This is a genomic window from Brachybacterium fresconis (genome assembly GCF_017876515.1).
Lineage (GTDB): Bacteria > Actinomycetota > Actinomycetes > Actinomycetales > Dermabacteraceae > Brachybacterium > Brachybacterium fresconis.
On record NZ_JAGIOC010000001.1, the window covers coordinates 956,548 to 971,552 of the forward strand.

The window sequence follows — 15,005 nt, forward strand, 5'->3', positions numbered from 1 at the left end:
TGGGCTTGTTGCCAGATCGCCGGTGCTTGGAAGGGAGTGCCGAAGGTTGCACTGATGGCCGCCGCCGGCATGTGTATGCGGTGTTCAAGGAATTTCCGGCAGTTTGGTTGGGGCTCATGAGCGGTGCTCACCGAGCAGAGCAGTCTTGTGTTCAATTACCCAGTCGCGAAAGGTCCGGGCATCTTGACCAGTTACTCGTCGTACTGTCTCTTGCGGGATTTTCGCGGCCTCGGGAGGATTGGTCTTCATCTGCGTCATGAAGTCGATGTCGTCCTCGGAGAAGCCGTATGACCGCCACTGCCCCTGCACGTCCTCGGTGCGGAGCGGGATAAGGTCGACAGCCTTACCGGTGACATCCTGAATAACGTCGACCCGTTCGCGGACGGTGAGCGCCTCTGGGCCGGTGATCCACAGCGTCTCCTTGTGGTGGCCTCCGTCGACCAGGACGTGGGCGGCGACGCGCGCGATGTCGGACTCGTGGACGACGGTGCTGGGCACGTCGACGAATCCCTCTTCGATCCGCCCGGCGCGGAACCCGTCGACCCATTCGAGCATGTTGGCCATGAACTCGACCGGGGCGAGCGAGGTCCATTCGAGCGAGCTGGCGGCGACGGCCTTCTCGATCGGCGACGCTTCGGTGTCGCCGGTGAGCATGGTGACTCGGGCAGCACCCGCCTCCTGGAGTCGGGCGACGATTGCCTCGCCCTCCGTGATGGGGGCGTAGTCGTCGCCGGCGAAGGTGATGAGGTGTGCCGCCGTCACGCCGTCAAGGGCTGGGCCGAGGGTGCCAGGGTCTCGCAAGTCGCCTTGCACGACCTCAACGCCGTCGGGAAATGACGCGTTAGCGGGGTTTCGCGTGAGGCAGCGGACTGCGGCGCCCAGGTCGAGCAGGTGCTGAACGATGTGGCCTCCGACAGTGCCGGTTGCGCCGGTGATGAGAATGGTCATGAGTTCCTCCTGGTTAATTCGGTTGGTTGGGTTAGCGGATGTGCGAGTTGACGTATGAGCGGGTTGCCAGCGGCACGAAGATCAGGAGCAGCAACAGACTCCACACGACGCCGGCGATCACGGGGTACTGCAGCGGCAGGACATTGCTGATGGGAGCCGCGTCGGGCACGTTCCCGAAGAGTTCGCGCACGCCGGTGACGACGGCGGAGACGGGGTTCCATTCGGCTGCGATCCGCAGCGGTGCTGGCATGCCCTCGGTCGGGACGAATGCCGTGGATATGAACGCGAGGGGCAGCAGGATCAACATCGACACGTTCGAAAGCACCTCGGGAGAGCGCACCTTCAATCCGATCCAGGCGGAGACCCAGGAGAGCGCGTAGGCGAAGAGCAGCAGCAGCCCGAACCCGGCTGCGGCCTCAAGTGGCCCGGTTCGGATGCGCCAGCCCATCGCGAGGCCGACGAGCGTCAGGAGAACGATGACGATGAGATTCATCACCAGGTCGCTGTTGGCCCGGGCGGTGACGACGGCGACGGGCCTGACGGGGAGTGAGCGGAAGCGATCCATCATGCCCTGTTTGTTGTCCATTGCGAGCCCGATGCCGGTGTTCGTCGAGGTCATGAGCATGGTCTGCGCAAGGATTCCGACGAGCAGGTACTCTCGGTAGGCGCTTCCGTTCATCTCCATCGCGCTGCCGAAGACGAACGCGAACAGCAGGGCGAACGCCACGGGCGCTGCGGTCGCGAATACCACGATGTCGGGATTGCGAAGGCTCTTGAGGATGTTGCGATGGGTCAACGCACCGAGTGTGTTCACCGAGGTCATCTCACTCACTCCTTTCGGCGACCGCCACACCGGCGGCGGAAGGGCTGCCGGAATCCCGGGTGAGGGCGAAGAACACGTCATCGAGCGTCGGCTGTTGCACCGAGATCCCTTCGATCGCCACGCCCGCTTCGGTCAGCGCGTTGACGCACGGCACGAGCTTCCGTGCGGCTTCGGGTGTTCGGAACGTCAGATGACCGTCGCCCGCGGTGACATCCGCGTCGCTGCCGTTCAGCAGTGCCTGCACTGCGTGCACCGCTGCTCGCCCGTCCTGCTCGGGCGAGGCCAGTTCCACCTGGACGCGGTCGCCGCCGAGACGACCCTTCAGCTCATCGGGGGTTCCCAGCGCGACCTGTCTCCCCTCGGCGATGACCAGGACATGATCGGCGAGGACGTCGGCCTCTTCGAGGTACTGCGTCGTCAGCAGCAGAGTCATGCCGCCTGCCACAAGCTCCTTGATCATCTCCCACAGGCCCTGCCTGCTCGTCGGGTCCAATCCGGTCGTGGGTTCGTCAAGCACCAGAACCCTGGGGTCACCGACGAGGGCGCACGCGAGATCGACACGCCTGCGCATGCCACCGGAGTGCTGACCGACGCGCTTGCGCGCATAGGAGCCCATGTCGAAAGCGTCGATGAGCTGGTCAGCTCGACGCCGTGCGTCTGCTTTCGAATGTCCGTAGAGACGGCCGACGAGCACCAGGTTCTCCGCCGTGGAGAGGTCTTCGTCGACGGCCGCATACTGACCAGAGAATCCCGTGAACTGCTTCACCTCGTTAGCGTCTTGGACCACCGACCGACCGAAGATCCTTGCCTGTCCGCTATCGAGGCGGTAGAGACCCGTCACCGCTTTCACCGCCGTGGTCTTGCCCGAGCCGTTGGGGCCGAGCACCCCGAGGACGGTGCCCTCGTCCACGGTGAAGCTGAGGTCGTCAAGCACCGTCTGCTCGCCGAACCGCTTCACCAAGCGTTCCGCTTCTATCGCTACAGTCACCCGTACTCCTGTTCTCTGATGGGCAGGTTCTGCGGCACACGGGAGTGTGTTCCGCCGCTGAATCCATCGTGGAGTACGTTGTGGCCATTATGTGTCCACAAGGAGCATAGACTGTATGCGTGACGACAAGCACCCGCATTCTGGAGCTACTAGGCCTCTTGCAGACCCGCCGCCATTGGGGCGGCGGGGAGCTGGCGGGGCGACTCGGCGTGAGTCAGCGCACGCTGCGCCGAGACGTCGACGGGCTGCAGGAGCTGGGCTACCCGGTCATCACGACCCGCGGTACGGGCGGTGGCTATCAACTCGGTGCCGGCGCGGCGTTGCCCCCATTGGTGCTCAATGAGGACGAGGCTGCTGCCACCGTCATGGGTCTCAAGGGCGTGGCGACGGGCAACCACGCCGTACCAGCGGACGCGGCGATCAGTGCGATGGCCAAGATCGTCCAAGTCCTGCCAGCTCGCATCCGAGGCCGAATCTCCAGCCTGGCGACCGTCGCGGCAGAGGCCGGCAATGAGGGCGCCACCCTCACCGACGTCACCGCGCTCACCACGGTCGCACTGGCCTGCCGAGACTCGGACACCCTCACGTTCGCGTACGAGAGCAATCGCTCACCGCGAAGCCTCCGAGCCGCTCAGCCTCATAAGGTCGTCACCGTCGAGAACCGTCTCTATCTCGTCGCGTGGGATATCGACCGTGGGGATTGGCGCACATTCCGCGTCGACCGGATCACCGACGCGCGGCGAACGGGGAAGCGATTCGCACCTCGACACCTGCCGATCGATGACCCGGTCGACTACGTCCGCTCCCAGCTCGGCTCGATGCCGGCTCGGTATCGCGTGCACGCAACTGTGCACGCGCCCGCCGAACGCGTCCGCGAGGAGATTGCACATTATGGCGTGGTCGAATCGCGAGACGACGACTCCTGTGACCTCTTCCTCGCAGCTGAATCTTTGGACTGGGCTGCGTTCTGTCTCTGCGCCATCGACGCTCCTTTCATAGTGCACGGGCCACACGAGGCCATCGAGCACCTACGCCAATGGGCAGACCGGCTCCGCAACGCCTCAAACGCCACCAAACGCCCTGAACCCACGAGAGGAAGACGCCCCTGATCGAACCGTGGGAAAGGCGACGAGCACGCAGAGCTCCCACTGACGGGCGACTTCGGATTCTGAAAAGGAGCATTACGACACATGACTAAGCGTCAGCCCGAGCGAGTCCAACCCCTCGGCGCGGGGGAGCTTTCCTATCTGACAATGCATAGACAGCATCTTCTTGCCCCGGCGCCGCTCTCGCCCATCGAACTGACCCAGCATCTCGTAGGGCTTCAAGCACAGAATCCATGGTCGTGGTACGCGGGATTCTTCAGACGTATTGACGGCGTGCATCCCGAAGCAGTGAGCAGCCATCTCGAGGATCGCAGCCTTGTGAGGATGTCCGCGATGCGAGCAACCATCCACCTCATGACTCCGGAAGACGCTGCTACACTCCGATCCCATACCCAGATCGTCCACCAACGTACAATGAAATCCAGCTTCGGTCGCGACCTTAAAGATGTGAGCGTCGATGACGTAACCGTTCGCGCCCAGGCACTCCTTGAGGAGCGGCCCTACACCCTGAAAGAACTCGGCGTAGCACTCGGCCGAAAGTGGCCCGAAACAAGACCAAGCTCTCTGGCGATGGTCGCCCGGTTCATGCTTCCGCTAGTACAGGTCCCTCCTCGCGGGCAGTGGGGGCAGAGCGGGCCGGTCGCATACACGACGCTAGACACGTGGGTCGGTCAGCGGATTGAGCCACGGCATTCCATTGAGGAGGTGATTCTGAGGTATCTGGTCGCATTCGGCCCAGCCACGATCATGGACTTCCAGATTTGGTCGGGACTCACCAAATGCAAACCGCACTTCGAAAACCTCGAGGAAGGTATCGTCCAGCTGCAGAGCGATCGTGGGCAGACTCTCTACGACCTCAACGCCATTGAGCGACCAACTCCTCAGACCGGAGAAGCTCTCCCCGTACGGTTCCTCTACGACTACGACAACCTTCTCCTTGCCTATAAGGATCGAAGTCGGTTCATCACCCCCGCCTACAGCGAAATGCAACGCATGCTCGACGGGACCACACTTCAAGCTATTCTCGTCAACGGAAAGACCGTGGGGATGTGGGCACACAAAAAGGGTAGGCAATCATCGCTTTTGGAAGCGCGGCTATGTGAGCACCTGTCGAGAAACGACCTTGATGCCGTAGAGAACGAAGCCCACGAGTTCGTCAAGTGGCTCGAGCCAGACATCAACTCGGACGTTCGAATACACTGCGCGCAACCGTGACGCTCAGGGAGCACGCGACCTCAAAGCTTGGGTGTCAAAGAATAACCGCCACACCGAATCTCCTGCACACGGACAGCATCCACGACACAAAATCCCAGGTCAAGAGGCTCTCCGCGCAAGAAGACCCAAGATAACGATCGTTTGCGGGCCGACCGTAGTTGGTCGAGGCAAATTCGGGTAACGACTTTGGTGAGCCAAGCTCCCGGCGTCTTGATCGCATTCCGCTCTGACGGCGGTTGGCGGTACCAGCGGAGATAGGCCTCTTGTACTGCGTCTTCTGCGTCAGATGCTGATCCGAGCAGGTTGTAGGCGACGGACAGTAGGCGAAGCCGCTCGCCTTGTACGACTTCGAGGAAAGACCTGGCGGATTCGGTGTGGCTGTCACGGGGAACCATGGCGATCACTCGTGCTTCCGTCGTACCCGAAGTCGGGTGTGGTCTGATCCTTGGCGGTATGCGGGACTACTGTCTGCATGTGCGGGTTCCTTCGGCGGTGTGGTCCGTCTGGTGTGACTCTGGTAACACTTCGACGGAGCAGCGGTTCAAAACGTCAGGTGCGCTGGTCATCGCGGCTCCCCGCGGCGGCATTGGGTGGGGGACGGTCGCTTCGAAGCCTCCCTACGGACCAGGTCAAGGACGGTGCTAAGGGCCAGTCCCGCCGGTCGCAGTCCGAGGCCCGGGACCGCCCGCTCCGGCTGCGTTGCGACTCGCCTTAGTCGCTGAAGTGCGGGAGTCCCGCCTCACAGATCGCAGCGCCGCGTCGTCTCTTAGTTGGTCAGCTGAAGTGCCACGGGCCAACGAAAGGGATACTTGTGCCACGCGAACATTCGCCGAGAACGAGAGCCGTCGACCGGGTCGGCAGTTGGATAGACAAGCGAGTCGGAGCAAGCACTTGGCTGGCAAAGCTTAGGACCAGGGTGTTTCCCGATCATTGGTCGTTCTTCTTTATTCATATCGCCCTGGCGTCATTCATCGTCTGCATGTTGTCGGGCGTCTTCCTGATGTTCTTCTATGACCCGTCAGTCGAAACAGTCACGTACCAAGGCCCATATGAGCCGTTACGAGGTGTAGAAGCCTCGCGAGCATTCACATCGACCATGGAGCTGTCCTTTGAGGTCCGCGGTGGGTTGCTCATGCGCCAACTGCATTCCTGGAGCGCATCGCTCATGATCGCAGCTCTGATTCTTCAGATCTTGCGAGTCTTCTTTACCGCCGAGTTTCGCAAGCCGCGGGAAATAGCTTGGATAGCTCTGTTCGGCTGCCTCATGACGGCGATGATGGCGGGACTGACAGGGCACTTCCTTCCGGATGACATGCTCTCAGGCAGCAGTCTTGCAGTCCTCGACGGCGTCCTAAAGGCCATACCAGTGATTGGTACGACTCTTTCATCACTCTTCTTTCAAGGCAGCTTTCCATCCGGAGCGATAGCAACGGTGTACCCGATGCACGTCCTCATCCTTCCGGCACTGATCGCCCTATTCGGTCTTGTCATCGCTTTTCAAACATTCCGTCACAAGCCCACTCAGTTCCCTTTGCCAGGGAGGTCCGAGAACAACGTGGTCGGGAAATCGCTCGCCCCCGCCACAGTCAAGCGATTCGGTCTGATGCTCATGGTGTCTGGAATCCTGTTCCTCATCGCCGCCACTGTGACGATCAATCCGATCTGGACCTATGGCCCCGCTGACCCAGGTAATGCTTCGGCCGGGGGCGGCGCTCTCTGGTTTGTCGCGTTCCTGGACGGGGCGCAGCGACTCGTACCGCCAGGATGGGAGATCGTCTTGAGTGGCTATACGCTCACTCTTGCGATCCTCGTTCCCGTCGCCGTATGTGGGTTGTTCTTCGTCGCTGCAATCCTGTACCCATTTATCGAATCGTGGATTTCCGCCGATAAACGCGATCATCATCTGCTGGTCCGCCCCAGGAATGCACCCGCACGTACCGGTATAGGCATTGCCGCAATCGTCTTCTACGCGGTTCTATGGATAGCTGCCGGTTCTGACGTCATCGCTTTGCACTTTTCTCTCAGCAACGAGGACGTCATTCTTGCGCTCCAGGTGTCACTGTTCCTCGGACCCATCGTTGGCTTCAGTATCGCTCGACGGATCTGCCTCGGCCTGCAGAGAAAGGACAAGGAGATCGCACTGCACGGTTTCGAAACGGGGAGGATCGTGCGTCTACCGAGCGGCGAATACCAGGAGATACACGCACCGGTTGATGAGTTCCAACGATGGGAGCTTGTCAACTATGAGTCTCCCTCTCCACTGCATCCGCGGCCAGATGAGTCTGGGCGGATTCGAATCAGGGAGAGGGTGCGAGCGTTCTTCTCTCGCAGGTTCTTTGAGGATCGTGTCGTTCCGCCTTCGCCTGACGAGGTTCGGGAGCTTCGCGGTCACTCATCTGCTGAGCCACAAGCGACGGAATCCTCTGAGAACCCCCGGACTGACGGTTCTCCTGTGCGCGATGACACCGCTCGACGTTCTGGTGGAGCAGACCTCACACTCTGATCGTGTGCTTCGTCTTACCTGTAGGGGGTGGTCTGCCCCCGCTGTATAGTCTCAATCAAGAGCCGCCTTGCCTGCTCGAGCTGGCCGGTGGCGAGGAGGAGGGATCATGCCGGACGCCACTGAGTCGGCTGTGACTGAGCCGCCGAGCCTTGGGGACGCCGTCGAAGAGCGCAGTATCCTACTCGGCCTGTGCTATCGACTCCTCGGGTCGCTCAGCGATGCTGAAGACGCTGTTCAAGACACGTACATTCGCTGGTATCGGCTTGAGGATTCTGCTCGCGAGGACGTGCGATCGCCACGCGCTTGGCTAATTACGACCGCGAGCCGAATCTGTTTCGATCTTCTCGGCAGTGCGCGCGTTCGTCGAGAGCTTTACGTCGGCGAGTGGCTCCCTGAACCTATCCCCGATCCAAGTGCCTGGACAAGCAGCTCATCTCAAGCTTCGATCGACCCAGCAGATCGAGTAAGTATGGACGAGTCCGTCTCGATGGCCCTCTTAGTCGTGCTGGAGTCGATGACGCCAGCTGAACGCGTGGCTTTCGTTCTGCATGACGTCTTTCGATTCACTTTTGCAGAGGTCGCTGAGATTGTCGGAAGATCACCGGTAGCTTGCCGTCAGTTGGCGTCTTCCGCACGAAAGCGGATTCGAGATTCGCGCCAGATTGCCGTGCCGAGTGAAGAGCATGCTGCCGTCGTCCGTTCATTCAAGAACGCTTGGAGCGAAGGCGACATTGGGGGGCTTATTAAGTTGCTGGACCCCAATGTCACGGCGGTCACCGATGGTGGCGGGCTCGTTTCTGCTGCTTTGGAGCCGTTGTATGGCCCGGAGGAAGTGGCTCGTTTCTTCATTGGCGCGTTTGGCCGCCAACCGGGCCTCCATATCGAGGAACAGGTTGTCAACGGAGAGGCTGGCCTGGTGGCGACCTCCGAGGGGAAGATCGTCGCAGTCATTTCTGTGAATGTGAGTTCTGGAATGGTGGATCATATCTGGGCCGTGCGGAATCCGGAAAAGCTAGCAGCGTGGGAGTGAGGAGCGTACACGGTCCTCAGACGCCAGAATGTTCGCAAGGCCGCACTTCTCTCAGATCTCCATGGAGCCCTGCGCGACTGGAAACGAGTACTTCAATTGTAAAATGAGATGCACATGGCCCGACATCGCAGACGGAAGAAGCACCATGCCGTTCAGAGCCGCGCACTGTGTCTCGATACCGGCAAACGTCAGTACGGAGACTATGGTGACGCCGCGCGGGTCGCGTTGCGCCGCTCGCGTTATGCCGGTCCGTTGCGGATCTATGAGTGCCCGTCGTGCGGGGCGTGGCACCTGACCAAGCGGCGCATCTGGGGCAAGCCGCCTGCCTCCTAGATGTATGAGGGCCAGACGTTGGTGACGCCAGCACGGAGCCGAGATGCTGGGGGATGTCCGCCCGCTCCACTATGGGGGCGGTGGTAGTTGTAGTGGATATTCCAGATTCCGATCGCGGTGTCGCGGGCTTCTTCGCTCTCGAACTCTCGGGCGTATAGCAGTTCCTCGGCCAGGATTCGCTGGTAGCGCTCCACCTTCCCGTTGTGTCGGGGCGTGTAGGGCCTGGTCTTCTGGTGTCGCGTGCGGTTGCCGACGATTCGAGCGAAGTCGGCCGAGCGGTAGCACGCACCGTTATCGGTGATGACGCGGTGGATGTGCGAGATCCCGTGAGCGGCGAACCAGGCCTTAGCTCGGGCGAGGAACGCTGCCGCCGTGGGTCCCTTCTCGTCGGTCAGCGGCTCGGTGTACGAGAGTCGGGAGAATCCGTCGACGGCGGAGTGCAGGTAGGTGTACCCCCGCTTCGCCCCAGCTGACTTCGCGCGACCCGCAGTCCTAGCCTGGTCGCTGTTGCGCCCATGAATGCGCCAGCCGCCACCGTCAGGGATTCGGCCGACCTTCTTCACGTCGAGGTGCACCATATGGCCGGGCCAGCGGGCGGTGATCTTCCCTGGCTTGCGATTGGTGTCGCCGCCAGGGTCGATGAACCGGCGTCGGCCAAGGCCGAGTCGGCTCAGGTGTCGGCTGACGGTACGCCGGTTGATCCTGACGTCCAGCTCGGCGAGCTCGTAGGCAATGCGCTGGGCGGACCACTTGTGCTCTCGCCGCCAGACCTCGATCTGTTGGATGACACAGGCTGCTGTCGCGGTACTGCTGTGGTGGGGCGTCGAAGCACGGTCTTGGAGCCCGGCTTCGCCATGGCGTCTCCACCGGTTGACCCACTTCGAAGCGCACGCGCGTGAGATGCCCATCTCGGCAGCTACGTGCGCGATCGGCCGGGTCAGGCACCGATTCACGAGCCGGCGTCGACCTTCAAGGCTCAACGGAGCATTAGCGTGCGTCACTTGGCAGCCTCCACATTCCGTACCCGCGGGGCGATCATGCGCAGCGTGGGCAGCATCACGAGGAGTGCGAGAGCGGTCAGCGCGGTCGCTGCCCACACGGGACCAAGGTTGCTCGAGCTCTCGAGCGCTACCGCTCCGAGCGCCGGACCAGCAGCGGCCCCGATGTTGAGAGCGGCAGTCGCGTAGGAACCACCCATGGTGGGCGCTTCCGATGCTGCGTAGAGCACTCGAGCGATCATGGTGCTTCCCACAGCGAATGCCAGCATGCCCAGCAGGAACACCAGGACGAGCAGCGGCACTGAGTGAATCGGCCCAGGTTTGATGCCGCTGCTGTTTGAGTCCGAGAGGATGGACAGCATGCCGAAGAAGATCGATCCCCAGCTGCGCGCGAGGTGCGTGCGGCTCGTGCGCGAGCACGCCCAGGAGTACCCCACCCTGACCGCGGCGACGGCCGCGGTCGCCCGCCAAGAGGGCGTCTCGCGGGAGTCCGTGCGGCGCTGGCTGGCCCAGGCCGAGGTCGACGACGGGTCCCGTCCCGGCACCACGACCGAAGAATCCGCCGAGGTCAAACGACTGAAGGCCGAGGTCAAGCGATTGCGGGAGGACAACGAGATCCTCCGCCGGGCCTCAATTTTCTTCGCGGGGGAGCTCGACCCCCGCAACCGCTGATCCTCGCCTTCATCGACGAGATGCGCGCCGAGGGCTATGCAGTCGAGTCGATCCTCCGCGTCCTGCGCCAGCAGGGCCTGGAGATCGCTGCACGCACCTACCGGGCCTGGAAACGGCCGGCCCGCATCGCTGCTCGCACCGTCACAGACGCTCTGGTCGAGGACAAGGTCCGCGAGCTTGCATGGAAGTTCAACCCGGTCACCGGGCAGGTGCAGATGACGCCGGAGGGCTTGTACGGGCGACGGAAGTGGGTTGCCTTGCTCCGCCGCCAAGAAGGCCTCGCCGGCACCTCCCGCGGCGCGGTCGACCGGGCCATGCGGACCCTTGGCCTCGAGGGCGTGCGGCGGGTGAAGAAGCTGCGCACCACCATCCCTAATCCGGATGGGAAACGTGCCGGTGACCTGCTGAGTCGTGACTTCACGGCTCCGGCTCCGGACCGGGTCTGGGTCACCGATTTCACGTATGTCCGGACGTGGGCGGGGTTCGTCTATGTCGCGTTCGTCGTGGACGTGTTCGCCCAGCGGATCGTGGGCTGGCACGCCAGCTCCAGCATGCGCACCGACCTGGTGATGACTCCGCTGCGGATCGCACTGTGGCAGCGCGACCGCGACGGAAACCCGGTCCCACCAGGATCTTTGGTAGCGCACAGCGATGCCGGGTCCCAGTACACCTCGGTCCGGTACACCGAGCACCTCGACCTCGAGGGCATTGCCCCGTCGATCGGGACCGTCGGCGACGCGTATGACAACGCCCTCATGGAGGGCGTGAACGGCCTGTACAAGACCGAGTGCATCCGCACCACGGTCTTCCACGCCGGCCCCTTCCGGACGCTCTCGGACGTCGAGTTCGCGACCGCCGGCTGGGTCGACTGGTACAACAACCGGCGTCTCCACGGCTCCCTCGGGATGCTCACCCCGGTAGAGTTCGAGACGCTCCACTACGAGGCCCTCGACCGAGAGCCCGAACCCGCAAAGTAGCGGCAGAGAACCTGGGCCGATTCAGAGTGCCCAGCAAGCACCGCGAGCAACAGCCACCCCACTAGCAGGAGCGGCGCGGCCACAACGAGGAGCGTTCGCGGGTGCTGGTCAGACAGTCGCCCGGCAATGCTGACTCCCATGAAGGACCCGATGCCGAACAACACCAGAGCCACCGGTACCCACACCTGGCCCAGACCCGCTGTCCCGGTCACGACCGGCGCGAGGAACGTAAACGCGGCGAAAGTCCCGCCATTGACCAGCGCAGCGAGCAGCATCGCCGTGAAAAGACGGGGCACGCGGAGCTGCGCCAACTCGAAGGCGAGAGACGGGCCATCGTTGGCTTCGTCCTGCGTGACTCTCGGCTGTGGACGGATCCCGGTGAGGATGCCGATTGCAGCAGGAACGCACAGGAAGGCTACCGCCCAGAACGTGGCCCGCCATCCCAGCGCCGTGCCAAGTAGAGCCCCCGCGGGAACACCGGCGACCATGGCGATCGTGGTGCCCGAGAGGAGGATGGCAAGAGCGCGGCCCTTCCGGCTGGGGGCCACGAGGCGGGTCGCGGTGCTGAGTGCAACGGCCAGGAAACCGGCGTTGGCAACCGCAGCAACCACACGAGTTGCGAACAGTACGGAGAAGGTCTCGGCAGTGGCGGCGACGACGTGACAGGCAGCGAAGATGACCACGCACCCGAGCAAGGTGGTCCGGGCGGGCCACCGACGGGTGAGAGCTGCCATGGCGGGCGCACCGAGAATCATCCCGACCGCAAAGGCAGAGGTGAGTAACCCAGCTGTGCCGACAGAGACACCGACACTGGCGGCGATGTCTGGCACGAGGCCAGCAAGCATGAACTCAGATGTGCCCATGGCAAAGACAGCCAGGGCAAGCAGGTAGAGGGCGAAGGGCATGGAGGGCTCCGAGGAACGAGAACGAAAAGAGGGAAACGTCTCGTCACGACGGCCAGCGCCCAGGGAGCTGCCCAAGAGCCCGCTCAGTGCACAGGCGCAGGCGGCGGGTTAAGGACTCAGGAGGTCTGGGGGCTGACGGTGTGACCGAAAGCCCCCTGAGTGTCTGATTCAGGGCACGCCATGCACGTGACCCTACCTACGCTCCCTCGACACTGCACATCCTTTGCGCGCGCCGCGGCATCGTCATCAACGTCCTGCCCCGCAACACCTAGAGACCGCGTGCTGGACCCTCTCGGCGAGGAGTGCTCCGGGCGGGGTGTTGCTCGTCGGGGAGCTGCCGCTGCCGTTCCCGGAGCGCTGTCTCGTGGGCTTCGGCGGTGGCGCGTTTGATCTCGATGAGATCCGCCGCCTGATCCGACGGCAGGCCACGAAGCTCGGCGGCGTCGGCCCGCGCTTCTTCCGCCGACGCCCTCCACTTTGCCGCCTCCCTGCGGGGGCTCGTGCGCAGGTAGCGGTCGGGGTCACGGCGGACGTTGTCCACCCCGTGGAGGCGCGCCAATAGCGTCAGCCGGTCGCGGCGCTGTCGCTCCTGCAACCCGGTACGCGCCTGCCGCGCCTCGACCACGGCCTCGCCAGCCTCCACCACCTCGGGAGACTCCTCGGCCCGTTGAGCGGCGACACGATCCACCCACTCGTCGAGGTCGCCCCCATGCCGCGGGAGAGTGCCCCACTCCGAGGACAGGCGACCGCGCAGGGCCTGGGTGTGCTCGCGGGCGGTGTCGTGCTCGCGCTGGGCGCGCCGCTTGCCGAACCAGCCAGCCGTCGCGAGCCGTCCGGCGGCCTGGGCTTCCTCGCCCACGGCGTCAAGGTATTCCTGGCCTTCGGTTTCGGCGCGGGCCTCCAGGGGTGCGAGAGTGTCGGCCCCCACGGTGGTGGCGTGCTCCTCTGCCGTGGCGAGGGCGCTGGTGCTCTCATCCGTCTCATCCCGATGCCGGGCCGACAGCCCAGTGAGCTGGTCGCCGACGTTCTCCCACCAGGCGGCCCGCTGCTCCGCCTTCTCCGCCAGCCCGTCGAGCCGCGCCAGCTCCTCCGAGACCATCGAGATAGGTCCGTCCTTGACCAGACCGGCGATGGCCTCGTTCGCGCGGGCGGTGGCATCGGTCAGGCCCCGGTCGGCGCGGTCGCGACCCATCGCCTCCACGAACTGCGCCCTCGCCCCTGCGAGGTCCGCAGCGATCACGTGGAGTTCGTTGCGTCCGCTGCCACGGGTGAGGCCCACATAGACGGCTGCCGCGTCGAGAGCGTCTGAGAGCACCGTGTGCGCACTGTCGACGGTCGCGCCTTGGACGCCGTAGGCGGTGGAGGCGTAGGCCAGATGCACGTGCTCGGCCACGTACTCGGCCGGAAGGGCAACCGTGACGCTGTGTTTGCGGTCGGTGCCGGTCTCGATCGCGTGGACCGCACCGTCCTCGTCGACGCTTTGGATGGTGAAGGTCTGCCGGTTCGCGACCCGCAGCTCGGCATCATTCTGCCGCGCCTGCACCAGATCACCCACACCGATCGCCAGACCATCAGAACCGGTCACGGTACGGGTGTCGTCGACCTCGCCAGCTTCGACGCGGACGGTGCGGATGCGCTCGTTCAGGACGGTGGCCTCGTCGTTGGTCGCCACGGTCACAGCATCCTCGCGGGCCGTGTGCTCGGCGATGTGCTCGCGCAGCGCGTCATCGTCGGCATGCAGCCGGACCAAGCCGAGCGAGTGCAACTGGTCGAAGATCGCCGCAGGGTTCTTCCCGTCGCGCATCCGCAACGTCAAGGCCGCATAGTGTTCGTCGTCGAAGCGGTGCAGCTCGCTCATATCCACAGTTGCCCCGCGGATGTGCGCGGCCATATCGAGCACCCCGCCACGCCCGACCGCGGGCAGCTGGGCACGGTCGCCGACCAGCGCCACCGACGCCCGAGACTCGCGGACGATGGTGAGGAGGGCCAGCGCGGTGTCCTGGTCGAGCATCCCTGCTTCGTCCACGATCACCCGCTCACCCCGCACCAACCGAGCACCCTGCGGCGGACCCATATAGGTCTGGCCCGTGGTGGGGTCGGTGTCGCCGGGCTTGAGGCGGGTCCAGACGCCGTCGTCGTTCCACCTGAACCCGTGCGCGTACACGAGCGCAGCCACACTGTCGGCTGGCACCTTTAGGGTCTCGGCTGCGACTTGGGCGGCCTTCTTCGTCGGGGTGACCACCCGCACCGACCGTCCGTCGTGGTCGAGGGCTTCGATGGCGGTGGCGAGCATGGTGGTCTTCCCGGACCCGGCGGCCCCTTCAACCACGACGAGCGGGTCAGGGGAGGCGACCGCGGCCGCAGCCTCGGCCTGCCCGGCATCGAGGCCGTGCTCGGCGGCGAGCTCGGTCAGGTCGGGACGGGGCGGCTCGCGGTTCGGTGCCTGCACTTCGAGCCGGTCACGCAACTGCGTCTCGGCCTCCACCACCCGCAGACTGGTGAGGTGT

The 15,005-nt window shown here is 63.9% G+C and carries 11 protein-coding genes and 2 pseudogenes; 5 read left to right on the forward strand and 8 right to left on the reverse strand.

What is annotated here, in order from left to right:
* Nucleotides 1-114: 114 nt before the first annotated feature.
* From JOF44_RS04420 to JOF44_RS04430, 3 genes are read right to left on the reverse strand one after another with little or no spacing between them, the layout of a single operon-like run.
* A complete protein-coding gene (locus tag JOF44_RS04420) occupies nt 115-948 on the reverse strand; it encodes an SDR family oxidoreductase (RefSeq protein ID WP_096146473.1) in 834 nt (277 codons plus the stop codon).
* A 31-nt stretch (nt 949-979) separates the two neighbouring features.
* Nucleotides 980-1,771: an ABC transporter permease gene (locus JOF44_RS04425; protein ID WP_096146474.1), complete on the reverse strand. Its 792-nt coding sequence runs from the start codon at nt 1,769-1,771 to the stop codon at nt 980-982.
* A 1-nt stretch (nt 1,772) separates the two neighbouring features.
* Nucleotides 1,773-2,759 (reverse strand): ATP-binding cassette domain-containing protein, encoded by a 987-nt coding sequence (locus JOF44_RS04430; RefSeq protein ID WP_209887839.1) that lies wholly within the window; start codon nt 2,757-2,759, stop codon nt 1,773-1,775.
* A 119-nt stretch (nt 2,760-2,878) separates the two neighbouring features.
* Here JOF44_RS04430 and JOF44_RS04435 point away from each other — a divergent pair, with 119 nt between their 5' ends.
* The gene (locus tag JOF44_RS04435) at nt 2,879-3,868 is read left to right on the forward strand and encodes a helix-turn-helix transcriptional regulator (RefSeq protein ID WP_096146476.1); all 990 of its coding nucleotides are present in this window, start codon (nt 2,879-2,881) and stop codon (nt 3,866-3,868) included.
* An 81-nt stretch (nt 3,869-3,949) separates the two neighbouring features.
* On the forward strand, nt 3,950-5,080 hold the full coding sequence (locus tag JOF44_RS04440; protein WP_096146477.1) for a winged helix DNA-binding domain-containing protein: 1,131 nt from the start codon (nt 3,950-3,952) through the stop codon (nt 5,078-5,080).
* Between the two features lie 20 nt (nt 5,081-5,100).
* Here JOF44_RS04440 and JOF44_RS04445 read toward each other — a convergent pair whose 3' ends face one another.
* The gene (locus tag JOF44_RS04445; RefSeq protein WP_245349181.1) at nt 5,101-5,475 is read right to left on the reverse strand and encodes a sigma factor; all 375 of its coding nucleotides are present in this window, start codon (nt 5,473-5,475) and stop codon (nt 5,101-5,103) included.
* A 416-nt stretch (nt 5,476-5,891) separates the two neighbouring features.
* Between JOF44_RS04445 and qcrB the strand changes: the two genes are divergently transcribed.
* Entirely contained in the window at nt 5,892-7,583 is a 1,692-nt protein-coding gene (qcrB, locus tag JOF44_RS04450; protein ID WP_428830968.1) for a cytochrome bc1 complex cytochrome b subunit, read from the forward strand.
* Between the two features lie 106 nt (nt 7,584-7,689).
* Nucleotides 7,690-8,613, forward strand: coding sequence for an RNA polymerase sigma factor SigJ (gene sigJ / locus JOF44_RS04455; protein ID WP_101556088.1), 924 nt, complete (start codon nt 7,690-7,692; stop codon nt 8,611-8,613).
* 329 nt (nt 8,614-8,942) lie between these two features.
* Here sigJ and JOF44_RS04460 read toward each other — a convergent pair whose 3' ends face one another.
* Nucleotides 8,943-9,947 (reverse strand): IS481 family transposase, encoded by a 1,005-nt coding sequence (locus JOF44_RS04460; protein ID WP_127362568.1) that lies wholly within the window; start codon nt 9,945-9,947, stop codon nt 8,943-8,945.
* Nucleotides 9,944-10,252: pseudogene (locus JOF44_RS04465) on the reverse strand (Cmx/CmrA family chloramphenicol efflux MFS transporter); the annotation flags it as partial. The gene JOF44_RS04460 and the pseudogene JOF44_RS04465, both read right to left, overlap by 4 nt.
* A 52-nt stretch (nt 10,253-10,304) precedes the next feature.
* Between JOF44_RS04465 and JOF44_RS04470 the strand changes: the two are divergent.
* Nucleotides 10,305-11,593, forward strand: a protein-coding gene (locus JOF44_RS04470) for an IS3 family transposase (RefSeq protein ID WP_209886298.1) whose coding sequence is annotated in 2 segments (ribosomal slippage) — nt 10,305-10,578 and nt 10,578-11,593 — 1,290 coding nt in all. Because the reading frame shifts where the segments join, the coding sequence is not laid out codon by codon here.
* Nucleotides 11,594-11,598: 5 nt separating this feature from the next.
* Here JOF44_RS04470 and JOF44_RS04475 read toward each other — a convergent pair.
* Both JOF44_RS04475 and JOF44_RS04480 read right to left on the reverse strand, forming a co-directional pair.
* Nucleotides 11,599-12,498 (reverse strand): annotated as a pseudogene (locus JOF44_RS04475) (Cmx/CmrA family chloramphenicol efflux MFS transporter); the annotation flags it as partial.
* 268 nt (nt 12,499-12,766) lie between these two features.
* A complete protein-coding gene (locus JOF44_RS04480) occupies nt 12,767-14,983 on the reverse strand; it encodes an ATP-dependent DNA helicase (RefSeq protein WP_342591663.1) in 2,217 nt (738 codons plus the stop codon).
* Nucleotides 14,984-15,005 lie beyond the last annotated feature (22 nt).

Excerpts from the sequence above, each read along its gene's own strand:
- JOF44_RS04420 (WP_096146473.1), bottom strand. The coding sequence starts at position 948 with ATGACCATTCTCATCACCGGCGCAACCGGCACTGTCGGAGGCCACATC.
- sigJ (WP_101556088.1), top strand. The coding sequence starts at position 7,690 with ATGCCGGACGCCACTGAGTCGGCTGTGACTGAGCCGCCGAGCCTTGGG.
- JOF44_RS04425 (WP_096146474.1), bottom strand. The coding sequence starts at position 1,771 with ATGACCTCGGTGAACACACTCGGTGCGTTGACCCATCGCAACATCCTC.
- JOF44_RS04445 (WP_245349181.1), bottom strand. The coding sequence starts at position 5,475 with ATGGTTCCCCGTGACAGCCACACCGAATCCGCCAGGTCTTTCCTCGAA.
- JOF44_RS04440 (WP_096146477.1), top strand. The coding sequence starts at position 3,950 with ATGACTAAGCGTCAGCCCGAGCGAGTCCAACCCCTCGGCGCGGGGGAG.